Below are 24,114 nucleotides of genomic sequence, written 5' to 3'. Positions count from 1 at the left end.
GCTCCACCCGGCTACGCTTTCCTCACTCCTTCGGCATCGCCCCCACATATGACGAGCTTGGCCGGATCAGCCGTCCTGTCCGGCGATGCTCGAGCGCATGCGCGGTCCAGCCCGCGGCACGCGCTACGGCGAAGATCGGCGTGAATGCCTGGCGCGGGATTGCGAGCGCATCGAGCAGGATCGCGGTGAAGAACTCGACATTGGTCTCCAGCGGACGCTCCGGGTTCTTCTTGCGCAGCGCGGCGCGGATATAGGCCTCGACCTCGCCGGCAAACGGCAGGTCGGCGCCGTCGGCGGCAAGCCGCTCGATCGCGGCCTTGAGCACGTCGGCGCGCGGATCGCGCACGCGATAGACGCGATGGCCAAAACCCATCAGCCGTTCGCCGCGCGCCAGCGCCGCATCGACCCACGGCTTGATCCGTTCGCGCGAGCCGATTGCATCCAGCATCTCCAGCACCGGCTCCGGCGCACCGCCATGCAGCGGGCCCGTGAGCGCGCAATAGCCGGCGGTGACGGCGGCGAACAGATCGGCCTGCGTCGAGGCCACTACGCGCGTGGCGAAGGTCGAGGCGTTCATGCCGTGATCGCAGACCGTGACGAGATACGCATCGAGCGCCGCAACCTCGCGTGGCTCGGGCGCAGCGCCACGCAGCATTCTGAGCGTGTCGGCGGCATGGCTCGCATTCGCATCGGGTGCGACCGGATCGAGCCCTTTCGCGCGCCGCACCAGCGCGCCGGCAATCACCGGAAACGCGCCGACGATGGTCGCCTCATGCTCCAGCCCGTTCTCGGCGCGCAAGCCTGCGACACCAGTGCGAAAGCCGTCGATGATGCCCATGCCGCGGGTTGCCGGCAAAAGATCCGGCAGCCGTGCAAAGGCGCGCTCGCGTGCAAGCCCGAGGTTCGCGCGCACATTGGCTTCGCTGAGCGTGCCCCCAGCGGCGCCGTTCCAGAGCCGGGCGGTGACGCCCTCGAAACTCGACTGGCGGGCGAGGGTGCCGACATGCTCGCCGGCGATGATCAGCTCGCCGCGCTCGCCGTCGACATGGCTGAGTACGGTCTCGGCGGCGGGAACCCCGTCCAGCCCGATCTGACTTTTATTGAGATGGATGTTCATGGCCTGTCTCCTTTCACGAGGAGAAAGGTCAGGCCTCTCGACAGATTGATCAATCTTGATTACATAAATCAATATGAAAAATTCCGAGGAGCTATACCTTTCGGCCCGCGAGGCCGCCGCCGAGCTCGCGATCTCGCCGGCGACCCTCTACGCCTATGTCAGCCGGGGCCTGATCCGCTCCGAGCCGACACCGGATTCGCGCAAGAACCGGTATCGCGCCGAGGACGTCCGCGGCCTGAAGGAGCGCCGCGCCCCGTCGCCCGAGCCGCGGGGCCTGCGCAGCTTCGACGCCGACCTGCCGGTCATGGACACGGAGATCGCGACCATCACCGAGGAGGGCGCGATCTATCGCGGCGTGAACTGCGTCGATCTCGCCGAGCGGGACACGCTCGAGCATGCCGCGACGCTGCTCTGGGACGTCTCCGGCGTCGATCCCTTTGCATCAGACAATTGCCCCCACGTCTCCGGCGAGATGCGCGCGATCGCGGAGGCCGCGCGCCGCGCCGCGCCGATCGACCGGGCCATCGCGGTGCTGGCGCTCGCCGCGAGCGCCGATCCCCGCGCCTTCACCCGCGCGGCAGATGGCCGCGCGATGGTCGGAGCCCGCATCGTTCGGCTGCTGGTTGCGACCATGCTCAATGCCGAGCCCTCGGCAGAGCCCTTGCATCAGCAGATCGCGCTCGCCTGGGCCCCCGACAACAAGCATGCCGCCGATCTCATCCGCCGCGCGCTGGTGCTGCTCGCCGAACACGAATTGAATGCCTCGACCTTCACCGCGCGCTGCGCCGCCTCGACCGGCCTCAATCTCTACGATGCCGTCATTGCGGGCCTTGCGGCGCTCAAGGGGCCCAAGCATGGCGGCGCCGGCGTGCTGGCCTCGCAGCTCGTGAAGACGCTGGTGGATCGGGACGTCGAGCCGATGGTGCGCGAGCGCGTCGCGCTCGGCGAGCATTTCGCCGGCTTCGGCCACGGGGTCTACAAGCGCGGCGATCCGCGCGCGCAGTCGCTGCTCAATGCGCTGGCGCGGGCCGGCGCGCCGCGCAAATTCACCAGAGAGGTGCCGGAGCGGATTGCGGAGGCGACCGGCGAGCTCGTCAATATCGACTATGCGCTCGCCGTGCTCGTGCACGCCCTGCGCCTGCCGTCCGGCAGCGAGCTCGCGCTGTTCGCAATGGCCCGCAGCGTCGGCTGGATCGCCCACGCCAGCGAGCAGTTACAGCACGGCCGCCTGATCCGCCCGCGTGCCCGCTATGTGGGGCCCGCGCCGGGGCGGCGGACGACAGGCGCCCCGCCCAAGAGCTAAGTCAGTTGAAACAGTGCGAGCCGAGGGACTCGGTTCACCTCTGCCGTAGGGTAGTTGGCTGTAGCCATGTTCGCGGCGTTGTCCCGGCCTAGTGCGCAATTGCGCACGGGGGCCGGGACCCATACCGCGAAATCTATCGACTGTCGGCGCTGGGAGTACCGAACTACGAATCTTCGCCAAACCACTCCCTGGGGGTATGGGTCCCGGCCTGCGCCGGGACGACACTTGTGGTGTGGCGGGAGCTTGCCTCCAAGCGATCGATCCTCGCGCCTTAGCCCTCCGGCTTGGCCGGTGCGATCCCGCTGCCGTGGCGGCGGCGGATGGTCCAGATCGCGAGGCCGAGGACGATCGCGACACCGGCGACGGTGAACATCCAGATGTGCTTGCCGACATGCTCATGATGCGGCAGCCCGGCATATTCGTGCAGCGCGGAGACCGCGAGCACGCCGGGCAGCACATGGGCGGGCGCCCAGACCAGGATCGCGGGGATGTTCACCGCGTAGAAGCGTGCGGGCTGCATGCCGAGTGCGCCGGCCGTGACCGGCACGAAGGCGCGGATCGGTGGCACGAAGCGTGCGAAGAACACTGCCCAGGTACCGAAGCGGTGGAAGAAGGTCTCGCTCTCCGCGACCACGCGGGGATAGTTGGTCAGCGGCCAGGTGCTGAGGATCTCGCGCTGCTGCTTGTGCCCGATCCAATAGGCCGAGCCGTCACCCAGCACCGCGCCGAGGGCGGCCGCCAGCAGCACCCATTGCAGGCGGAGTTCGCCGCCCGGAACCAGGGCGCTCAGCGCCAGGATGATGGTCGAGCCTGGAATCACCGAGCCCACCACCGGCACGGCTTCCAGGAGGGCCGCGAGGAACAGAGTCAGATAAGCCAGCCACGCATGGGCCGAGACGAACGCGATGAGGGGATCAAGAATGGACGTCACGTCGTCTCTGTGTCGCGCGGAGGCACTGGGGTTCAGACCATACATAAGTAAGGTGGGCTGGAAAAAGTACCAAAGACGCGGAGCCAAAGACGCAGGCAAAGGCACCTGCCCGAGGCGAAATTTCGGCGTGATTCGCAGGGCAGCCTTCCAAAAATCGCGTTCCTTGCCTATCTAAATGAAAAGACAACGGAACTTTGATTGGGGCGCGGGCTTCTTCCGGCTCGTGGTCTCTGATAGGTTCGCACCTGCACCCAGCCGCAGCCAAAGTGCAAATTACTGGTCTCGGGACCGCCCGGGGCCTCGGAGGATGAATGACGACCGCCGCCCTGTCCAAAGTTGAGGAAGTCAACGGAATGCCCGACATGAAGGTGTCGGTCCGCCAGGTCTTTGGGATCGACAGCGATCTCGAAGTACCGGCCTATTCCGAGGTCGATCCTCACGTACCCGAAGTCGATGCCGATTACCGCTTCGACCGCGCCACCACGCTCGCGATCCTCGCAGGCTTCGCCAAGAACCGTCGCGTCATGGTCACCGGCTATCACGGCACCGGCAAATCGACCCATATCGAGCAGGTCGCCGCGCGGCTCAACTGGCCCTGCGTGCGCGTCAACCTCGACAGCCACATCAGCCGTATCGACCTCGTCGGCAAGGACTCGATCGTGGTCAAGGACGGCAAGCAGGTCACTGAATTCCGCGACGGCATCCTGCCCTGGGCGCTCCAGCACAACGTCGCGCTGGTGTTCGACGAATACGACGCCGGCCGCCCGGACGTGATGTTCGTGATCCAGCGCGTGCTGGAGGTCTCCGGCCGCCTGACGCTCTTGGACCAGAACAAGGTGATCAAGCCGCATCCGGCGTTCCGCTTGTTCTCGACGGCGAACACCGTCGGCCTCGGCGACACCTCGGGCCTCTATCACGGCACCCAGCAGATCAACCAGGGCCAGATGGACCGCTGGTCGATCGTCACCACGCTCAACTATCTCGGCCATGACGAGGAAGTGGAGATCGTGCTGGCGAAGGCCAGGCACTATCGCACCCAGGAAGGCCGCGACATCGTCAACAAGATGGTTCGCCTTGCCGATCTCACCCGCAACGCATTCGCCAATGGCGACCTGTCGACGGTGATGAGCCCGCGCACGGTGATCACCTGGGCGGAGAACGCCGACATCTTCGGCGATATCGGCTTCGCCTTCCGCGTCACCTTCCTCAACAAGTGCGACGAGCTCGAGCGTCCCCTGGTCGCCGAGTTCTACCAGCGCTGCTTCAATGCGGAGCTGCCGGAGTCGGCGGTCAACGTGGCGCTCAGCTAGACCCATGGCCACCATCACCGTCGAGCGCACCATTGGGACGACCAAGAAGGCTGTGCTCGCCGGGCTCGCCGGTTACAACCACGAGCACATGGGCACGCAGAGGCTGAAGGGCGTCGCGGTCTCACTGAAGGACCGCGGCAAGATCGTCGGCGGGATCGTGGGGCAGATCTGGACCACGGTGCTGTTCATCCAGTGGTTCTGGATCGAGCAGAAGATGCGCGGCCAGGATCAGGGCTCCAAGCTGATCGCCGCGATCGAGGACGAGGCGCGGCGGTTAGGGGCGACGCGCTCTTACGTCGACACGATGAGTTTCCAGGCGCCGGGCTTCTACCGCTCCTGCGGCTACGAAGAATTCGGCGCCATTGACGGCTATCCAGGCGGCGTGACGCGCCATTGGTTTACGAAGTCGCTATGAGCAGCACATCCAACTCGAAATTCCGCAACACCAAGGAAGCGCCGACCGAGCCGTTCAAGCGCTCGGTAGCGTCATGCCTGAAGGCGATCGCCAAGGCGCCCGAGCTCGACGTCAGCTTTGCTGCCGAGCGCCCCGGCCTTGCGCCGGGCAAGGCGCGGCTGCCGGAGCCGGCGCGGAAAATGACCAAGCGTGATGCGGCGATCGTGCGCGGCCATGCCGACTCGATCGCGCTCAAGCTCGCCTGTCATGATCCAAAGCTGCATCGCAAGCTGATGCCCGGCAATCCGCAGGCACGCGGCGTGTTCGAGGCGGTGGAGCAGGCGCGGGTCGAGGCGATCGGCGCGCGCCGCATGGCGGGCGTTGCGAAGAATCTCACCGCGATGCTCGATGATCATTTCCATCGCGGCAAGTTCGACGAGATCACCGACCGCGCCGATGCGCCGCTGGCGGACGCGCTCGCCATGCTGGTGCGCGAACGCCTGACCGGGATGGCGCCGCCGGCGGCGGCGAAGAAGATGGTCGATCTCTGGCGGCCGACGCTGGAGGACAGGATCGGCGCGCGGCTGGATCGGCTCGATCGGCTGGTCGAGGACCAGACCCGGTTCGGCGATGCCGTGCATGACCTGTTGTCCGCGCTCGACCTCGGTGACGAGCGCAATGCCGATTCCGACGAGGACGACAATCAGGACGACAACCGCGACGGCGACAACGATCAGGCCGGTGCGGAGGGCTCGCCCGATTCCGACGCTGCGCAGGAGATGAGCGCCGACCAGGCGCAGGCGACGACGGAGGAGATGAGCGAGAGCGCGATGGAAAGCGCGCAGGCCTCGACCTCCGACTCCTTCGACGACGGTGAGCTCGGCGACGACGAGACGCCGGGGGAAGCGACGCGGCCGAATTCGCGCGGGGCCAACGAGCCGCGCGGGCCGGAATATCACGCCTTCGCGCCGAAGTTCGACGAGGTGATCGCCGCCGAGGACCTCTGCGACCATGACGAATTGGAGCGGCTGCGCTCCTACCTCGACAAGCAGCTCGCGCATCTGCAAGGCATCGTCGCGCGCCTCGCCAACCGCTTGCAGCGCCGCCTGATGGCGCAGCAGAACCGCGCCTGGGAGTTCGATCTCGAAGAGGGCATTCTGGATCCCGCGCGCCTGTCGCGCGTGGTGACCGATCCCTATCACCCGCTGTCCTTCATGCGCGAGAAGGAAGCGACCTTCCGCGACACCGTGGTGACGCTGCTGCTCGACAATTCCGGCTCGATGCGGGGACGCCCCATCACGGTCGCGGCGACCTGTGCCGACATCCTGGCGCGCACGCTGGAGCGTTGCGGCGTCAAGGTCGAGATTCTCGGCTTCACCACCCGCGCCTGGAAGGGCGGCCAGTCCCGCGAGGCCTGGCTTGCCGCCGGCAAGCCAGCCAATCCGGGCCGTCTCAACGATCTCCGCCACATCATCTACAAGTCGGCGGACGCACCCTGGCGTCGTGCGCGAAAAAATCTCGGGCTGATGATGCGCGAGGGGCTGCTCAAGGAGAACATCGACGGCGAGGCGCTCGACTGGGCGCACAAGCGCCTGCTCGGCCGTACCGAGCAGCGCAAGATCCTGATGATGATCTCGGACGGCGCGCCGGTCGACGATTCCACGCTGTCGGTCAATCCCGGCAACTATCTCGAGCGGCACCTGCGGCACATCATCGAGGAGATCGAGACGCGCTCGCCGGTGGAGCTGATCGCGATCGGCATCGGCCATGACGTCACGCGTTACTACCGCCGCGCGGTGACGATCGTGGATGCCGAAGAGCTCGGCGGGGCCATCACCGAAAAGCTCGCCGAGCTGTTCAGCGAGACGCACTCAGCGCCTGCGCAAGCCCCGAGCCGGCCGCGCCGCAAACTGCATTCGTGACCGCGCGCTGCTCCCGCCGCCAATTCCTCGGCCATGCGGCGGCGGGAGCGGCGACGCTTGCGCTTCCCGCAACTTTGCGCGCCCAGCCGTCGCCGAAATCTGTCGGCCAGGCCGAGCGCACCGTCGCCGAGACTGTCAGCATCGAGGTCAACGCGCGGCCGATTCCCGCATTCGAGCCGCGCGATCGCGCGCGCACCCGCTTCGGCGCGTTGGAATATCGCAGCGGCCTGGTGCTGACCTCGCCCTATCGCGGCTTTGGCGGGCTCTCCGGCATCCGCTTCCTCGACGCCCAAGGTGAGCGCAAAGGTGGCGAGCGCTTCATCGCGATCTCCGATCAGGGCGCATGGTTCAGCGGAACCATCCGCTATTCCGGGCGCGACATGGTCGGGCTCGATAACGTCGAGGCCGCGCCGATGCTGAACGCAGACGGGCGGCCGATCACCGACAAGCGCTTGTGGTACGACACGGAGTCGATCGCGCTCGACGGCTCGTTCGCTTATGTCGGGCTCGAGCGCGTCAACGCGCTGATGCGCTTCGATCTCGCGAAAGGTTTTACGCGGGCGCGCGGCGAGGTGCTGCCGTTGCCGGCAGCCGCCAGGAAGCTGCCCTACAACAAGGGGCTCGAGGCGCTGGTGTTCGTGCCGAAGGGGCAGCCGCTCGCGGGCACCTTGCTCGCGTTCTCCGAGCGCGGGCTCGATCGCGACGGCAATCTGATCGCGTTCTTGATCGGCGGTTCCTCGCCCGGCCAGTTCAGCGTGCGCCGCACCGAGAACTATGACATCAGCGATGCGGTGCTGCTGCCCTCCGGCGAGCTTCTGATCCTGGAGCGCAAATTCTCCTGGTTCACGGGCGTCAACATCCGCATCCGCGCGCTACAGCTGAAGTCGATCGCGCCGGGCGCGCTGGTCGACGGCCCCGAGCTCTTCGCTGCCGATCTCGGCCACGAGATCGACAACATGGAAGGCATCGACGCGCACGTCACGGCCGGGGGCGAGACCGTGCTGACGCTCGTCTCCGACGACAATTTTTCGTTTCTCCAGCGCACGCTGCTGCTCCAGTTCACGTTGGTGGAATAGCGCACCCTCGTCGTCCCGGATCAGCGCTCACTCTGGACAAACGCTACGCGTTTGCCAGGAGTTCGCTTGTCCGGGACGACGGCGGAGAACAGACGGCGGCCTTCGCCCCACGACGGCGGAGGGTGGGCTGACGGCCCTCGCCAAACGCGCGGTTGAGTGCATGGCAGCCGCGCGGGCCATGTCGGCCATGCCGCTAGCATTCCCGCGCCCGCCGACTACACTCCCCGCATCGCCCTCCATCTGCCGGAACATCCGCATGAGCGCCCTGTTTTCCCCGATCGAGCTGCGTGGCCTGAAACTCAAGAACCGCATCATGGTGTCGCCGATGTGCCAGTATTCGGCCGACGACGGCGTCGCCACCGACTGGCACTTCACCCACATCAATTCGCTGTCGCTGTCGGGCGCGTCGGTGTTCTGTATCGAGGCGACGCATGTCGAGGCGATCGGGCGCATCACGCCGGGCTGCCTCGGGCTCTATAGCGATGCCTGCGAGGCGACGCTGAAGCAGATCATCGCCTCGGTGCGCAAGCATTCCACCGCGGCGGTCGCGATGCAGCTCGCGCATGCGGGGCGGAAAGGTTCCAGCGCCCGACCCTGGGACGGCGGGCAGTTGCTGGCGGAAGGGCATGGCGGCTGGCAGACGGTGGCGCCATCCGCCGTGCCGCACAAGGAGGGCGAGGCGGCACCGCACGCGCTCGACCGCGCCGGCATGGTGCGAATCCGCGACGCCTTCGTCGCGTGCACGAAGCGCGCGATGCGGCTCGGCATCGATGCGATCGAGCTGCACGGCGCGCACGGCTATCTCATGCATCAATTCCTCTCGCCGATCTCCAACCGACGCACCGATGAATATGGCGGCTCGCTCGAAAACCGCATGCGCTTCCCGCTCGAACTGTTCGATGCCGTGCGCGCCGCGTTTCCGCATGACAGGCCGGTCGGCATGCGGGTGTCGTCGACCGACTGGGTCGAGGGCGGTTGGGACTTGCCGCAGACCATCGAGTTCGTGCGCGAGTTGAAGACGCGCGGCATCGACTGGGTCGATGCCTCCTCCGGCGGCGTGTCGCCGCTTCAGAAGATTCCGCTCGGCCCCGGCTACCAGGTGCCGTTCGCGGAGGCCATCAAGCGCGAGACCGGCGTGACGACGATCGCGGTCGGCCTGATCACGGAAGCAAAGCTCGCCGAGGAGATCGTCGCCTCAGGGAAGGCCGACATGGTCGCGCTGGCGCGCGCCATGCTCTACGACCCGCGCTGGGGTTGGCACGCCGCCGCCGAACTCGGCGGTGTCGTCGACGCCCCGCCGCAATATTGGCGCTCGCAGCCCTCGACGCAGAAGGCGCTGTTCGGCAAGACGACGTTCGGGGCGAGGTGAGGGCAACGCTGCGCGCGAGGTGCGACGCTGCAGCCACGATCGACGCGGGTGAGGTACGATGACGTGATCCCAATAACGATGTCGTCCTGGCTTTCGCCAGGACGACGAAGTGTGGCGGCTCACACACTCCTCATGCGCATCACATCACCCCTCCGTGACTCTACTTACCTTCCGCCATCAGCCGAATTGGCCTAACCTCGCGAGCGCAAAACCCCCGCGAGGCCTGCCATGCGCTATGGTGTCCGGAAGTCTGCCCACGTGCTGGAGCGTTGCGGGCTGGCGCTGGCGGGGGCGGCGTGCGGCCTGTTCGTCGGCGCCTATGTCGGATCGGCGATCCCGATGCTGACCACGCAGGGCTTCCTGCTGCTGATGATGATGCTGGGTGCCGTCGGCTTTTATCTCGGCATCGACACGCCGCAGATGCCGTTCGACGACGCGCATGCCGCGATCGACGCCGCGGAATTCCTGAGCTCCGCCGGCACCCTCTGCGCCACGCTGGCCGCCTTCGCCTCCGTCGGCGTCATCGTGCTGCGCGAGAACCCGGACATCGCGTGGACCTGGCTCGTTCTCTTCGCCTGGCTCGCTGGCGTCGCCATGCAGATCGTGGCCGGCGCGAAGGCGAGGTGGCGGAAGTAATTGGCACGCGATGTGCGCCGCACATTCAGTCGTCGTTCTGGCGAAAGACAGGACCCATACCGCGAGGTCTATCGATCGCGGATGGCGTTAATCCCGAACGACGAGTCTTCGCCAAACTCCTTCCTGGGGTAATGGGTTTTCGCCAGGACGACGGCGGAGTAACTGGCCGCCCCTTGCGTTCCCTTAAAACACCACACCCACCTTCGTCCCCCGCCGCCACGCGACGCGGCAGCGTTTGCGGGTGTTGACGTGCAGCAGCTCGAAGCGGTCGGGGATTTTCACCTGGCCGCCGAGATCGACGCAGGCTCCGCCGGGCGAATAGTCGATCAGCGTGCAGTTGATCACCGGCGCCTTCGGGTCCGTGATGATCTTGGCCTGTCGCGACACCAGTCCGCTCGGCTTGACGCGGGCAAATCGGCGCTGATGCTGCATGTCGCTCGTCCTCCTCACGCGAATGCGCTTCGGGAAAGAATGGTACGGAGTGTCGCACCATCACGCTAAGGAATGCGTAAGAATTTTAGCGATTCTTCGCCGCGATTAAGAAAGCATTAGCTATGCGCAGCGCGTCACCGCCAGCCGACAGCGCTGCAGGAGCGCTGTGCTTTCTCCCCATTGTCGTCCCGGCCCCCGTGCGCAATTGCGCACTAGGCCGGGACGACACTGAATGTATGGCGCGCTCTCGCCCCGCCCTCCAACGCTACGCCGCCTCCACCGTCGTCGGCTTCTCCGGCCCGACCGGCATCGGCACCGTGACGAAATCCTTCGGCAGATTCACCGGCCTGTAGTCCGGCACCTCAGTCATCCGCCTCACCACGCTCTCATGCACATGCGCGCCTTCGGGGATGAGGCGCGGCTCGCAGTCGGGGATGTAGAAGCCGAGATGGACCTGCCGCTCCGGCCATTCCTTGTATTTCGCGCTCTTCGGAATGTATTCGAGCACGCGCCAGGCCGGCGTCATCGAATTGTGCATCTCGCTCACGCCCGGCGCCACATAGGTGAACGGGCTGTTCTTGCGCTGGACGCCCCAGGCGAGCTGGTTCACGGTGCGCGGGTTGAAGTGCAGCCCGCACTTGATCGCCTCGTCGATCATCCACAGCAGCGGATATTTCGACAGGCCCGATTCGCTCTCGGCATAGCCGCCGCCGACGTCGCAATGCACGCCGGCGAAATACACCTGCAGGATGTCCTGCGGCTCCTTCCTGTCGTCGGGCACGAAGCGGTTGCTCCAATACTGCTGCGGCTCGATCCACTCCTTCAGGCGGAACATGCAGCGTCGCTCGTCGATCGCGATCGCCTGGCGAAAAATCTTTACGCTCGGATTTTGCAGCGTGAAGGCGAGCTCCTCCAGGCTCGGCCAATATAGCCGGTCCGGCCGCGGCACGATCACGCTCGCAACCGTGTCCCAGACGCCGATGAAGCGGATCGTCGGCCAGCGAGAGGAGGTGATGCGCGCGAACTGCGCGGCAAGATCGAAGCGGTCGGTCGGCAGCGGCCCGTCCTCGTCGCTGCCGACATCGGTGAGATCGGGCAGGTCATTGCCGCGCCCCGTCCCCGAATATTGCTTGTAGGCGATCAGGCCCGAGCCTGCGAGGTTCGCCTGCTCCGGCGAGATCAGCCCCACCTTGTGGATCAGTCCCGCCAGCACCCGCACGGTGTAGGCGCCGCGCGAGAAGCCGAACAGGTAGATCTGATCGCCCGGCGCGTAATGCTGAACCAGGAAGCAGTAGGCCGAAAGCACGTTGTCATCGAGCCCGTAGCCGGTGGCGAGCCCCAGCACCATGTTGATGTTGGCTTTCCAGCGGTGCCACGTCGTCGGCTCCGTCACCGTGCCGACGCCGGGATCATAGAACACCAGCTGCCGCGGCCGCGTCTTGTCGGTCTTGCGCAGGCAGCGATAGAGCTTCAGCACATTGGAGATGTTCTCGCTGATCTCGTTGCCCGTGCCGTCGCAGCAGATGACGATGTTCTTGGGTTCGGTCTTGGGCTCGCTTTTGGCTTCGCTTCTTTGTTCGTGCTCCATCGCGCGCCCCTCGGTGATACTACCGGGGCGAGTATAGCGAAAAACGCGACGGAAAGGCGACGATGCCGTCGGGGCGGTGTCGTCCTACTTCTTCTTCGCCGGCCCGAAATCCGGCTGCCAGGCGACCTCCTTGCGGCTTGGCGCCGCGGCGATCACCTTGGCTTTCTCCTTCTTCGGTTTCTTGGCTTCGCGATTGCTGCGTTGCTGTCCCTTGGCCATGTCACCCGTCTCCTTCGTGACCCTCAGTCACCGGTCGATGCCGTCTGGAAGTGCGGTGATGCAGGAGCCTACGCCCGCGCCAGGCTAATAGCGAGCCCTAAAGCGATCGCGCGCGGCAGGCGGGCGGCCGGCCGTGGGTCCTTGAGGAACGATCGCACAGGCCAGCGATTGAATAAGGCAGCGATCGCGTAAGGGAGAAAGCCATGACGCTCACGAGCGGCCGCTACATCGGCCACGAATACGACCGGATGATCGTGCTGTTCTCGATGCACGACGGAGGTAAGGAGATCCCTTGCGCGATCTCGACCTCCGCGATGGACTATCTCGAACGCGGCCCGCAGGCGAGGCCCGAGCAGCGCGAAGCCCAGTTCATCCGCCTGCGCGACCGCATCGAGTCCTGCGCCGCCAGCAAATACCGCGCGACCGAGTTCGAAGGCACCCCGCCGGGCATCGTGCTGCGGAGCATTGATTTCAGGGGGTAGGGGGCGACGCGCCGGGCTCCTCCATCCGCGAATGCGCCATTAGCGGGTGAGAACGCGACGTCGGATTGAGGATTCCGGTTTGCGCAAGCTCCGCGCGTTTTCGATCGCATCCGCGGCTCCATTGCCGCATCGGCTGTGGGAATTAACCACTTGTTAACCATGCGGTCGCCTAATGCGGGTGATTGGGGGTCACCATGTCGGCCCATGCGACGCGACCGAAGTTGATGCCGGTTTCGGCCGATCAAGCTTTTCGTTTGCTTGACTGGCTGGCGGTTCGCGCGACGGCTGTCCTACGGAGCAAACCCATGTTCGGAAAGGACGACTTAGTGGACAACCTCAGCCGCGATCTCGATCGCGTGCGCGGAAGACGCGATGCACTTGCATCCGAAGCCACGACCCTGACGGCTCATATCGCCGAACTCGAAGCCCGCCTTTCGGAGGAGAAAAAAAGGCGGGAGCGTGATCGCGTCCTCGGTGAAATCGAAGCGATCAAAACGCGAATCAAGCACGCCTCCAGCGCGTTTACACCGGTCGTCGACGGTCTCTGCAAGGCGATCGAGCCGGCCGCGGCAGTGATGCCCGAGGCGCGCGAGCTCAACAGCTTCCTGTTGTCGGTGGCGACCGAAATCGACACCGTTCTCGATCCCCTGCTCCGCGGACTGGATCAGCGCGCTGATGCGGTGCGAGCCGGCGACCCCGCACTAGACCTCCCGAGCCTGGCCTATGAGGCCCCCATCGTGCCGCCCGTCGAACCAAGAGACAACAACGAGCGCATGCTGCGTTTCCCGGCCTGGCTATCTCGCGACAAGGAGGCGGAGAAAAAGGAAACAGAATCCGCGTAGCAGGGCAGCGTGAATAGAGTTGTCGTCCCGGCCTAGAGCATGATCCGGAAAAGTGCGAAGCGGTTTTCCCTCGCGACAAACGCGGAACGCGTTTGCGCGGAGATCATGCTCAAACGACAACCTAAAGCGCGATGACGATTCATCCCAATCTCATCGCGCTTTAGTGCGCAATTGCGCACGGGGGTGTGCTCCCTCTCCCGCTTGCGGGAGAGGGTCGGGGAGAGGGGGCTTCCGCAATCGGGACTCCAATGCGGAGAGAGCCCCCACCCGGCGCTTCGCGCGACCTCCCCCGCAAGCGGGAGAGGTTGAGCGAGCCCGCGGCTCGATCGAGTCAAGCAAAAGACATTCTGCTCTCGAGTTGCCTAAAGCATGATCCGGAAAAGTGTGAAACGGTTTTCCGAAAAGATCATGCGCAAACAACAACCTAAAGCGCGATGATGATTCATCCTAATCTCATCGCGCTTTAGCAGCGGCCCATTTCCAGCATCGGAGAGTTGTTGTTTTGCTCCGTCATTCCGGGGCGCGCGTCAGCGCAAGCCCGGAATCCATTGCTCAACACTCACTGCGGTCCAATGGATCCCGGGCTCATCGCTTCGCGATGCCCCGGGATGACGAGCTGTGTTGGGCTCGCTGGTTGCCAGGCAGGCAACCCCGCTCTCGCGCCCGCTCAGTTCGCGGTGCGGCGCAGGAAGGCGGGGATATCGAGAATGCCGTCGTCGGGCGCATTGCGCGGAGAGGGGCGGCCGTAGGGATCGACCGGCCGCGGCGCCGCGTGGCGCGCATGGTCCGGATTTGGCCTTGGCGGTGGCCCCGCGGGGCGGGCAGCCGCCGGGCGGAGCGGCGGGCTCTCGACTTGCGGCAGCGGTGCGCTGCGCTCGATGCGATCGGCGATGCGGCGGCTGTCGTTGCGCAGCCGGCCGGCGAGCTGCGTCAGCGGGCTTTCCGCCGGTTCGGTCTGCTGCGCCGCGTCGAGATTATCGATGCCGGTCGCCACCACCGAGACGCGGACGATGCCTTCGAGGCTTTCATCGAAGGACGCGCCGACGATGATGTTGGCGTCCGGGTCAGCCTCGTCGCGAATCCGGGTCGCGGCTTCGTCGACCTCGTACAGCATGAGATCCTTGCCGCCGGTGATGGAGATGATGAGGCCACTGGCGCGCTTGATCGAGGGGTTCTCGATCAACGGATTGGATATTGCGGCGACAGCAGCGGCGAGCACGCGCTTCTCGCCGGACGCCTCGCCCCGTCCCATCATGGCCTTGCCCTTCTCGCGCATGACGGAGAGCACGTCGGCGAAATCGAGGTTGATCAGGCCTTCCTTGACGATGAGGTCGCTGATGCAGGCCACGCCCGAATAAAGCACCTGGTCGGCAAGGGCGAAGGCATCGGCGAATGTGGTCTTCGCGCTGGCCACCCGGAACAGGTTCTGGTTCGGGATGATCAAGAGGGTATCGACCGTCTTCAGCAGCTCCTCGATGCCGGCTTCGGCGGAGCGCATGCGGCGCTGGCCCTCGAAGTAGAACGGCTTGGTGACCACGCCGATGGTGAGAATGCCAAGCTCGCGCGCGGTCCTGGCGATGATGGGTGCAGCCCCGGTGCCGGTGCCGCCGCCCATGCCGGCGGTCACGAACACCATGTGTGCGCCCTTCAAATGATCGCGGATCGTATCGATGGCCTCTTCGGCTGCGGCGCGTCCCAGGTCGGGCTGGGAGCCGGCGCCAAGGCCCTTGGTCACGTGGGTGCCCAGCTGGATGAGTCGCATGGCCTTCGACATGGCAAGCGCCTGCGCGTCGGTATTGGCGACGACGAAGTCGACCCCTTCCAGCCCGGCCGTGATCATGTTGTTGACGGCATTGCCGCCGGCGCCGCCGACCCCGAACACGACGATGCGCGCCCTCATTTCGCGGATATCGGTGATGTCAGTCATTCTGTCCTCGGTTGCTCCGGCAGACTGGGGATTTGAGAAAGTATCGGGTGCTACCTGCGGGCCGCGCGATCTGATTCCACGATGGAAGCGGCCAAACGTCCCAATCGAAGCGCGGCTTGTCCGGCGATCCAGCCGCCAGCCCGGCGACCGGTCCGCAAAGCGGCCACTTCGTCTTCCAATCGCGCCGCCCACTCATCGGCGGCCGTCGTCTCGGCAGCCGCCTGCAGCAGCTCGACGGCCAGGCGATCGGCGCGCTCGCGCTCGCGCTCGAAATCCGCCCTGTAGCCGGCTGCCTCTGCCTCCAGCCGCGCGATCTCCGCCTTGAATGCCTCGCTCCTGAATGCCTCGATCTTCGCCATGGAGGCGGCGACGGGGTCCGCCTGCCGACCGCGTCGCGGGCGGGGCGTATGCCGCAGTTCGGAGAAATCAACGCTCACCAGGGCCTTGCCCTCATCCGAACGCAAGCGCGGCAACCGGCGCCGCCTCGCAAGCGAACGAGCCGCCTCGCGCGAGATTCCGAGGCGGACACCTAGATCGGCATACGTCAGCAACTCAACGCGCATCGGCTCTTCTCCTGGAGCGAACCGGGGAGGCATTTCGGGCTAATGATGACTGGACGATGACTGGAGGCTAGGCTGCGTTGGTTAATGGACGGTTAACGCGCGGGCCCGGCGCTAACGCTTTGGGGCATTCGCGTTGTTTTCGGGGGCAGTCCGGTTGTTCCGGTCCACCTTTGACCGCCGACACGCTGACGAACGCGATCCCCCGCGTCCGTATGAGCGGGAAGCGGCCTTCGCAAAGCGATCCAATGTCGACGCTTCTACGACGCCGTTCGAGCCGTCGTGCGAGAGGCCGGGATCATAGAACTCCGGCTGCCGCGGCCGCGCTTTGTCGGTCTTGCGCTGGCAGCGATAGAGCTTCAGGACGTTGGAGATGTTCTCGCTGATTTCATTGCCCGTGCCGTCGCAGCAGATGACGTTGGTCTTGGGTTTGGCCTTGGATTCGTTTTTGCTCGTGCTCCATCGAAGCATACCCTCCGCTGTGCTACCGGGGCGAGCATAGCGCAAAATGGGGAGGAGTGATCTTTTGGATGCATGCCGTCAGCTAGTGGCATCATCAACATCACCTTGAAGCTCGCTCTTTAGGGTCTCACTAGGCAGCGGAACCCAAGCCGAAAGCAACTTCTGCGCTGCTCTCGAGTCCGCGCCGCGGCGTGATTTTGTCGCCAATTGTCGTAAGCGCTCCAGCGTTTCACCAGGGTCCGCAAAATAGCGAATATACTGCTCATGCAACGGATGGTAGCTCAAGCAACTTGAGCAATCTTTGAGCCTCTGCTGCACGCTCCTTGTCGGCGACCCTCCCGCGATCGCGATAGCTTCCGACGTCTCGTAGATAGTCCCGCGTCCACAAGTAGAGGTCCGGCCACTTGAGCTTCAACAGCTGAAGCCAAACGAAGTCAAGGAAATCGAGCCCTTTGGGAACATACGGCCAAGCAAGCTCAACTGCTTGATACAATCGCACGACATCTCTTGGCGTGTTCACTAGCAACCCGCACCAACGATTGAACAGCGCCTCTTTTCGGAATTGAACTTCGTGATCGTCGAGGCTGCTTCCCATCTCGATCGGAAAGGACTGCTTCAAGAGCCTCTGGAGATATCTTCGCAAAGCAAACGGCTCTTGCGGAGGAACGTGAACAACGTCTTGAAATATTTTTTCGATGTAAAGGCGTCCATCTTGAATTTCCAGGGCGTGGTTCACCTGCTGAGACAGCACGTTCGCATCAAAGCAAATGACATAAGTAACAAATGGGAAGTCCGCGACCTTTCGAACTAGCCGCAAAAGCTCCACTGCTTCGTAGGGTTCTAAGCGATCAGTATCGTCGATGATGACTGTGAAGCGGATGTTTGCGAGCAGGTCACGGATGGCGTGCAGCCCGCTCACAATCTCTGCCTTCAGTTGCTCAATGGAAGGAGCTTTGCCAAAGAACTTGGCAAAGACACTAGCAGTCTTGAGACCGGTCGCCGCGAGAGCCGTCGAGCCCGTTGGATCCAATGCGCTCGCGCTCCCAATGGGCACAGCAAAGGCTCCCATGTATTCGCCGTAACGTCGCATTTTGCCAGATAGCCGTTTGGAAAGCCGCCCAAGCCGCCATCTTGACGGGTGCCATGAGTGGTTTTGTTGGCTCTCAACGACTTCTATTTTTTGTGCTAGCTGGCCGAGGAATGCAGCAATAAGTGCATTCCTCTCGCCAATAAGCCAAGGCTCGAATCGCACAACGACATGCTCGTTATATTTTGCGAGCTGTTCGGCTATGAAATTGGCTAGCGTAGATTTTCCGCTTCCCCAAGCGCCTTCCAAGCCTAAGACGTAACCGTCGGCTGATATGCGTGTTGCGAGAATTCTAGAAATGCTGAGCGTAATCTCAGCAAGGCCGAATTCATCATCCTCTAGGGACTGAAGCGGAGAGTCGCCCTTAAGCTCTTTCTCGGCTGCCTCGCTTGGCTGTCTCGTTCCCGCCACCCTTCGGACCCTATCGAAAGTAGCCACAACTGAAATCGACACAATCTTACATAGAAATAGATTCGGCGCCTCATGACGCGACAACAAAAACGGCCGGATCTTTCGACCCGGCCGTTACTCAAACTCAACTCTCTAAGCTTACTCGACTAGACGCTTACTCGCCCTAGCCCCAGCTCGGAAAACTCTTAGCTCGCCTTCTTCTCGGGCGCAGCGCCGCCGACCTTCTTCTGGATCTGGCGCTTCAGTTCGAGGGCGCGCGGCGACAGGGCGTCGGCTTTGGCCTTGAGCAGGTAGGCGTCGAGGCCGCCATTGTGGTCGACGCTCTTGACCGCGTTGGTGGAGACGCGCAGGCGCACGTTGCGCTCCAGGGCTTCCGAGATGAACGTCACGTTGACGAGGTTCGGCAGGAAGCGGCGCTTGGTCTTGATGTTGGAGTGGCTGACCTTGTGGCCCGTCAGGGGGCCCTTGGCCGTCAGTTCGCAGCGGCGAGACATGTTAAAAACCCTTTCCGTTCCCCCAGCGATTTGCGGCGGCCATTCGGGGCGCCACGGGGGTCATAAATTCTCTGTCCTTGCAGGGAGCGGGCGGACGTATAGGGGGGAAGGGGCGGGTAGTCAAGGATTTGGGCGCTTGCGCCGCTGCCGTTCCCCCTCTCCCGCTTGCGGGAGAGGCATAGGCGGCCGTCGGCCGCCGTTCTTAAAGGAGAACGCCGATGCGGAGCATCGGCTATGGGTGAGGGTTGCTTCCCCGGGCGAGGGCCTTCGAGGCTCACCGAGGGTGTCCCCGGGTGGAGAGAGCCCTCACCCGGCGCTTCGCGCCGACCTCTCCCGCACGCGGGAGAGGTTTTCGAGTATGCGGCGCCGCTCACGAAAACGGCAATGATTGAAACGCCTTACCATCACATAAAGGGCGCAATCGGGGCCGACAGAGGATAGCGGTTCCATGTCCCGGCACGTCCCGTTTGTCGCCGCGCACATTGCTTGCCGCAGGTTTTGGCTTAAGTAACAAAGACTAGCGCACCGACTGGATTGCACCTGAACGTGATCACGCCATCCCCCCTTCCGCCCGGGCCGGTCCCCGTCGCGCTCTCGTCGCGCCGGCGCGGCTGGCTGGCGTTCGCTGCGTTTTGCGGTCTTGGCCTCGGCTGGGACGTGGCACCTGCGGCCGCGCAAGGGCGGCTCGAGGCGCAGTATGAGGCGACGCTGTCGGGCATTCCGGTCGGCCGCGGCGCCTGGACGATCGACATCCAGGACGATGTGTTCTCGGCCGCGGCAAGCGGCGGCACCATCGGCATTTTGAAATCCTTCACCGGCGGGTCCGGCACCGGCGCCTCGCAGGGGCGCGTGGTCAACGGCGCGCTGGTGGCGACCGGCTACCAGGCCTCCACCACCACCTCGAAGAAGACCGAGGAGATCCACATCGTCCTCGACAAGGGCAATGTGAAGGAGTTCGGCATCGCGCCGGAGCCGCCGGTCGATCCTGATCGCATCGTCGTCACCGAGGCGCATCGCCGCGGCGTCTGGGATCCGATGACGGCCTCGCTGTTGCGCGTGCCCGGCACCGGCGAGCCGGTGTCGCCGGAGGCCTGCCACACGGGTGCCCCCGTGTTCGACGGCCGCATGCGCTACGACCTCAAGCTCGATTTCAAGCGCATGGAGAGCGTGAAGGCGGAGAAGGGCTATCGCGGCCCGGTCGTGGTCTGCGCGCTGTATTTCGTGCCGGTGGCCGGCTACATCCCTGATCGGCCGGTAATTAAATACCTCGCCGCCCAACGCAGCATCGAGATCGCCTTCGCCCCCGTCGCGGGCACCCGCATCCTGGTGCCGTTCTGGGTGAAGATCCCGACGCCGCTCGGCCCCGCCATGCTGGAAGCCACCAGCTTCATCACCGCCCCCCAGCCGCCCAAGGTCGCCAAGACGCAGTGATTTGTCCGGGTCTTGCGCGCTGACGTCCCTTCTCCCCTTGTGGGAGAAGGTGGCGCGAAGCGCCGGATGAGGGGTTTCCCTCCTCCGATCTCATCTGTGGAGAGATACCCCTCACCCGTCTCGCCGCCGCTTTCGCGCCGGCGATCCACCCTCCCCCACAAGGGGGGAGGGAAGGGCTCCGACTCCTTTGCATGGGGTTGTTTTCGAGATTTTGTTTTGGCCGCGTCGGCGCGTGAATCCATTTGACTCCCGCGCGATTCTGATTCGACTCCGGCCCGTCCCCAACATTAAGGAACTCGCCCCGAAAACGCCGCTTGTGCCGACGGTCAAAACTCCATCTAGTGCGCCTGAAATCGACTTGGCGCGAGATGTTGCGTGAACGAATCCGGAAGCCAAGGGGAGTCAGCGATTCGGCCGCGATTCGTTCCGGAGTCGTTCCGAAGCTTAAGTGCAGCCGAGAAAGCGTTGCAAAATGAGACAGTTGCGGGGGAGGTGGGAGTTGCCTGCACACATTCCGCCGTCATGGCCCGGCTTGACCGGGGCATCCAGTACGCCGCGGCTCCTCGGTTCGAGCACAGCCGCCTCTGGAATACTGGATCGCCCGGTCAAGCCGGGCGATGACAGTGGTGTGTGTGGCGAGTACTCCACCTCCAAACGCCACTGACATTCGCCCCAATCGCGATTACCTAGTCCCCCCAGAATGGCCTTTCCTCCCTCCTCCTTCGCTTCCGAGCGCGCGCCGGGCGCCGGCGTCACTGCGGTGCTCGGGCCGACCAACACGGGCAAGACGCATCTCGCCATCGAGCGGATGCTCTCGCATTCGTCCGGCATGATCGGGCTGCCGCTGCGGCTGCTCGCGCGCGAGGTCTATAACAAGATCGCCGATCGCGCCGGCATCGAGAGCGTCGCGCTGGTGACCGGCGAGGAGAAGATCAAGCCGAGGAATCCGCGCTACTGGGTCTCGACCGTCGAGGCCATGCCGCGCGATCTTGATGTGTCTTTCCTCGCGGTGGACGAAGTGCAGATCGCCGCCGACCTCGAGCGTGGCCACGTCTTCAGCGACCGCATCCTCAACCGCCGCGGCCGCGACGAGACGCTGCTGCTCGGTGCTGCGACCATGCGCCCGATCATCGAGCGCCTGTTGCCCGGCGCCTCCATGATCACGCGGCCGCGGCTGTCGCAGCTTGAATTTGCCGGCGACCGCAAGATCACGCGGCAGCCGCGGCGCACCGCGATCGTCGCGTTCTCCGCCGATGAAGTCTATGCGATCGCCGAGCTGATCCGCCGCCAGCATGGCGGCGCCGCCGTCGTGCTCGGCTCGCTCTCGCCGCGCACGCGCAACGCGCAGGTCGCGATGTACCAGAACGGCGACGTCGATTATCTCGTCGCCACCGATGCGATCGGCATGGGCCTCAATCTCGACGTCGATCACGTTGCGTTTGCGTCCGACCGCAAGTTCGACGGCTATCAGTTCCGCCGTCTGACGCCGGCCGAGTTCGCGCAGATCGCAGGCCGTGCCGGTCGCGCCACGCGCAACGGCACGTTCGGAACGACGGGCCGCTGCGCGCCGTTCGAGCCCGAGCTCGTCAACGCGCTCCAGAACCACACCTTCGATGCGGTGAAGGTATTGCAGTGGCGCAATTCGAAGCTCGATTTCTCCTCGCTCGGCGCGCTCCAGGTGTCGCTGAACTTGGCCCCCGGTCATGAGGCGCTGACGCGCGCGCCGATCGCCGAGGACATGCGCGTTCTCGATCACGCCGCCCGCGACGGCGAGGTCCGCGACAAGGCCCACGGCAAGGCGGCCGTGGAACGGTTGTGGGAGGCCTGCCAGGTCCCCGATTACCGAAAACTGTCGCCGGCGGCCCATGCCGAGCTCGTCACCACGCTCTACGGCTTCCTGATGAACAAGGGCTGCATCCCCGATTCATGGTTCGCCGCCCAGGTCGACCAGTCCGACCGCATCGATGGCGATATCGATACGCTGTCGGGACGGATCGCACAGATCCGCACCTGGACCTTCGTCGCCAACCGCCCGGACTGGCTGAAAGACCCCGAACGCTGGCAAGGGGTCACGCGGGAGGTCGAAAATAAATTGTCAGATGCGCTCCATGAACGGCTTACAGAGCGTTTCGTTGATCGTCGTACCAGTGTATTGATGCGCCGCCTGCGGGAGAACACGAGCTTGAATACTGAAATCGGCAAGACCGGCGAAGTCATCGTCGAAGGCCACGTCATCGGCCGTCTCGATGGGTTCACCTTTGCACCGGATGCTGCGGAAGCAGGATCCGATGCGAAAGCCTTGCAGGCTGCGGCGCAGGCGGTGCTCGCCGGCGAGATCAATACGCGTGCCGAGAAATTGGGCGCGGCTCCCGACGAGCAGTTCGTGCTGACTTCGGAAGGCACGATCCGCTGGACCGGTGACGCCGTGGCGCGTCTCGTTGCCGCAGAGGAAGCGCTGCATCCGCGATTGCGCATCATCTCCGACGAGCGCCTCACCGGGGCGCCGCGTGAGAAAGTGCAGGCGCGGCTCGAGCTCTGGCTCAAGACGCATATCGAAAAGCTGCTCGGGCCGATGTTCGAGCTGTCGAAGGCCGAGGATGTCACCGGCATCGCGCGCGGCATCGCCTATCAGCTCGTCGAGGCGCTCGGCGTTCTGGAGCGGCCGAAGATCGCCAACGAGCTGAAGGATCTCGACCAGCCCTCGCGCGCGACGCTGCGCAAATATGGCGTGCGGTTCGGCGCCTATCACCTCTATTTCCCGCAGCTGCTCAAGCCCGCCGGGCGCGCGCTGGCCGCGCTGCTCTGGGCGCTGAAGCACGACAATGTCGATCTGTCGGCGCTGTCCGGCGCGCAGCACCTGGCGAGCTCGGGCCGCACCTCGTTCCCCACCGACAAGCAGCTCCCGCGCGATGCCTATCGCGTGCTCGGCTACAAGCAGTGCGGCGAGCGCGCGGTGCGCGTCGACATTCTGGAGCGCCTTGCCGATCTGATCCGCCCTGCGCTGGCCTGGCGCGAGACCTCGCCCGGCGAGAAGCCGGCCGGCGCGTTCGACGGCCGCAGCTTCGTCGTGACGCAGGCGATGACCTCGCTCACGGGCTCGGCCGGCGAAGACTTTGCCTCGGTGCTGCGCGCGCTCGGCTATCGCATGGAGAAGCGCGCGCCGCTGCCGCCGAAGCCTGTCGCGGCAGAGACGGTCGCGACCGAAACGCCGGCTGCTGAAGCTGCGGCTGAGACGTCGAGCGAGACGGCGACTGAGGCCGTTGCCGAATTGCCGGCGGACGACGCGGCGCCTGCCACAGAGGCGCCCGTTGACGCGGCGGCCGAGCCGGTTACCGTCGAGGACGCGCCGGGCATGGAGCAGCATGAGGACGAGCCTCATGCCGAGCCCGCGCTCGAGGCTACGCCCGATGCGCCGGTGACGCCCGAGGATGCGCCCGGCATCGCGCCGCCGGCGGATGAAGCTGTAAGCGTCGAAGCCGCCACCGATGCCGCGCCGGCCGATACTGCCGCCGCAGTGGAAGCCGCCGCATCGGCCGATGCCGCAGCTCCAGCGGAAGCAGCGGCAGAAGCTGCCCCCGCCGAGCCGCAGCTCGTCGAGGTCTGGCGTCCCGGCGGCCGTCACGAGGACCGCAAGCCGCGCCACGAGCGGCACCGCCCCCGCCATCACCACCAGCCGCGCCCGCAGGAAGGCGCGCAGGCCGCGCCCGCCGAGGGCGAGGCCGCTGCCGCAGAGGGCGCGAAGCCCGGCGAGCGCCATCGTCATGGCGGCGGGCGCAAGGATTTCCGCAAGGGACGCGAAGAGGGCCAAGGCGGCGAGCGGCAAGGCGGCGAACGCCGCGAGCAACGCGACGACAAGGGCCGTCGTTTCGAGGGCAAGGATCGTAACCAGGATCGCGACAAGGATCGCGATCGCAACAAGGGCAAGTTCGGCGATCGCGACGGCGGCCGTGGCCGCGACCGCGACAAGGGCCGCGATCGCCGTGACCGCGAATCCGGTCCGTCGCATCGCCCCTATGCCTCCAGTGCGAACCCGCGCGAGCGCGATCGGCCGATTGATCCGAACTCGCCCTTCGCAAAGCTCGCCGCGCTGAAAGAGCAGCTCGCCGGCCGCAAGGAGTGAT

General features: G+C 65.0%; 20 protein-coding genes and 1 pseudogene. 11 read left to right on the top strand and 10 right to left on the bottom strand.

Going from position 1 to position 24,114, the window contains the following annotated elements:
- Window positions 1–22 precede the first annotated feature (22 nt).
- Window positions 23–1,117 (bottom strand): citrate synthase/methylcitrate synthase, encoded by a 1,095-nt coding sequence (locus QQL28_RS03000; RefSeq protein ID WP_284260852.1) that lies wholly within the window; start codon window positions 1,115–1,117, stop codon window positions 23–25.
- Window positions 1,118–1,190: 73 nt separating this feature from the next.
- Here QQL28_RS03000 and QQL28_RS02995 point away from each other — a divergent pair, with 73 nt between their 5' ends.
- A complete protein-coding gene (locus tag QQL28_RS02995) occupies window positions 1,191–2,420 on the top strand; it encodes a citrate synthase family protein (protein WP_284260849.1) in 1,230 nt (409 codons plus the stop codon).
- A gap of 271 nt (window positions 2,421–2,691) precedes the next feature.
- On the opposite strand, the gene QQL28_RS02990 is transcribed toward QQL28_RS02995, so the two are convergent.
- A complete protein-coding gene (locus QQL28_RS02990; protein ID WP_284260846.1) occupies window positions 2,692–3,351 on the bottom strand; it encodes a DedA family protein in 660 nt (219 codons plus the stop codon).
- Between the two features lie 353 nt (window positions 3,352–3,704).
- Between QQL28_RS02990 and cobS the strand changes: the two genes are divergently transcribed.
- The 6 genes from cobS to QQL28_RS02960 all read left to right on the top strand — a co-directional run bounded on the left by cobS (window position 3,705) and on the right by QQL28_RS02960 (window position 10,058).
- A complete protein-coding gene (gene cobS / locus QQL28_RS02985) occupies window positions 3,705–4,661 on the top strand; it encodes a cobaltochelatase subunit CobS (RefSeq protein ID WP_431309574.1) in 957 nt (318 codons plus the stop codon).
- Between the two features lie 4 nt (window positions 4,662–4,665).
- Complete coding sequence (locus QQL28_RS02980; protein WP_284260842.1) at window positions 4,666–5,076, top strand: GNAT family N-acetyltransferase; 411 nt, start codon at window positions 4,666–4,668, stop codon at window positions 5,074–5,076.
- Window positions 5,073–6,977, top strand: coding sequence for a cobaltochelatase subunit CobT (gene cobT, locus QQL28_RS02975; RefSeq protein WP_284260840.1), 1,905 nt, complete (start codon window positions 5,073–5,075; stop codon window positions 6,975–6,977). The genes QQL28_RS02980 and cobT overlap by 4 nt, the downstream gene beginning before the upstream one ends.
- Window positions 6,974–8,053, top strand: coding sequence for an esterase-like activity of phytase family protein (locus QQL28_RS02970; RefSeq protein WP_284260838.1), 1,080 nt, complete (start codon window positions 6,974–6,976; stop codon window positions 8,051–8,053). The genes cobT and QQL28_RS02970 overlap by 4 nt, the downstream gene beginning before the upstream one ends.
- Window positions 8,054–8,309: 256 nt before the next feature.
- Window positions 8,310–9,422: an NADH:flavin oxidoreductase/NADH oxidase gene (locus QQL28_RS02965; protein ID WP_284260836.1), complete on the top strand. Its 1,113-nt coding sequence runs from the start codon at window positions 8,310–8,312 to the stop codon at window positions 9,420–9,422.
- Between the two features lie 228 nt (window positions 9,423–9,650).
- A complete protein-coding gene (locus tag QQL28_RS02960; protein ID WP_284260834.1) occupies window positions 9,651–10,058 on the top strand; it encodes a hypothetical protein in 408 nt (135 codons plus the stop codon).
- A 183-nt stretch (window positions 10,059–10,241) separates the two neighbouring features.
- On the opposite strand, the gene QQL28_RS02955 is transcribed toward QQL28_RS02960, so the two are convergent.
- The 3 genes from QQL28_RS02955 to QQL28_RS02945 form a co-directional block, all read right to left on the bottom strand.
- The gene (locus QQL28_RS02955) at window positions 10,242–10,490 is read right to left on the bottom strand and encodes a PilZ domain-containing protein (protein ID WP_284260832.1); all 249 of its coding nucleotides are present in this window, start codon (window positions 10,488–10,490) and stop codon (window positions 10,242–10,244) included.
- A 265-nt stretch (window positions 10,491–10,755) separates the two neighbouring features.
- A complete protein-coding gene (locus QQL28_RS02950; RefSeq protein ID WP_284260830.1) occupies window positions 10,756–12,078 on the bottom strand; it encodes a T6SS phospholipase effector Tle1-like catalytic domain-containing protein in 1,323 nt (440 codons plus the stop codon).
- An 84-nt stretch (window positions 12,079–12,162) separates the two neighbouring features.
- Entirely contained in the window at window positions 12,163–12,297 is a 135-nt protein-coding gene (locus QQL28_RS02945; protein ID WP_284260828.1) for a hypothetical protein, read from the bottom strand.
- A 203-nt stretch (window positions 12,298–12,500) separates the two neighbouring features.
- Between QQL28_RS02945 and QQL28_RS02940 the strand changes: the two genes are divergently transcribed.
- Window positions 12,501–12,779 (top strand): DUF1488 family protein, encoded by a 279-nt coding sequence (locus QQL28_RS02940; protein WP_284260826.1) that lies wholly within the window; start codon window positions 12,501–12,503, stop codon window positions 12,777–12,779.
- Between the two features lie 305 nt (window positions 12,780–13,084).
- Window positions 13,085–13,621, top strand: coding sequence for a nucleotide exchange factor GrpE (locus QQL28_RS02935; RefSeq protein WP_284260824.1), 537 nt, complete (start codon window positions 13,085–13,087; stop codon window positions 13,619–13,621).
- A 667-nt stretch (window positions 13,622–14,288) separates the two neighbouring features.
- Here the strand turns inward: QQL28_RS02935 and ftsZ are convergent.
- The 5 genes and pseudogenes from ftsZ to rpmB form a co-directional block, all read right to left on the bottom strand.
- Window positions 14,289–15,548 (bottom strand): cell division protein FtsZ, encoded by a 1,260-nt coding sequence (gene ftsZ, locus QQL28_RS02930; RefSeq protein ID WP_284260822.1) that lies wholly within the window; start codon window positions 15,546–15,548, stop codon window positions 14,289–14,291.
- A 50-nt stretch (window positions 15,549–15,598) separates the two neighbouring features.
- Window positions 15,599–16,111, bottom strand: coding sequence for a hypothetical protein (locus QQL28_RS02925; protein ID WP_284260820.1), 513 nt, complete (start codon window positions 16,109–16,111; stop codon window positions 15,599–15,601).
- A 285-nt stretch (window positions 16,112–16,396) separates the two neighbouring features.
- Window positions 16,397–16,579, bottom strand: a pseudogene (locus tag QQL28_RS46075) (phospholipase effector Tle1 domain-containing protein); the annotation flags it as partial.
- Between the two features lie 253 nt (window positions 16,580–16,832).
- Complete coding sequence (locus tag QQL28_RS02915) at window positions 16,833–18,068, bottom strand: KAP family P-loop NTPase fold protein (protein WP_284260818.1); 1,236 nt, start codon at window positions 18,066–18,068, stop codon at window positions 16,833–16,835.
- Window positions 18,069–18,253: 185 nt separating this feature from the next.
- The gene (rpmB, locus tag QQL28_RS02910) at window positions 18,254–18,562 is read right to left on the bottom strand and encodes a 50S ribosomal protein L28 (RefSeq protein ID WP_284260816.1); all 309 of its coding nucleotides are present in this window, start codon (window positions 18,560–18,562) and stop codon (window positions 18,254–18,256) included.
- Window positions 18,563–19,177: 615 nt separating this feature from the next.
- Here rpmB and QQL28_RS02905 point away from each other — a divergent pair.
- Window positions 19,178–19,993 carry a DUF3108 domain-containing protein gene (locus tag QQL28_RS02905; protein WP_284261534.1) on the top strand — a complete coding sequence of 272 codons (816 nt, stop codon included), beginning with the start codon at window positions 19,178–19,180 and terminating at the stop codon, window positions 19,991–19,993.
- A 700-nt stretch (window positions 19,994–20,693) separates the two neighbouring features.
- Window positions 20,694–24,113 (top strand): helicase-related protein, encoded by a 3,420-nt coding sequence (locus QQL28_RS02900; RefSeq protein WP_284260813.1) that lies wholly within the window; start codon window positions 20,694–20,696, stop codon window positions 24,111–24,113.
- Window position 24,114: the final 1 nt, after the last annotated feature.

It is taken from the genome of Bradyrhizobium iriomotense (genome assembly GCF_030160715.1).
Classification (GTDB): Bacteria; Pseudomonadota; Alphaproteobacteria; order Rhizobiales; family Xanthobacteraceae; genus Bradyrhizobium; species Bradyrhizobium iriomotense.
This window is presented reverse-complemented; position numbering and strand designations above follow the sequence as displayed.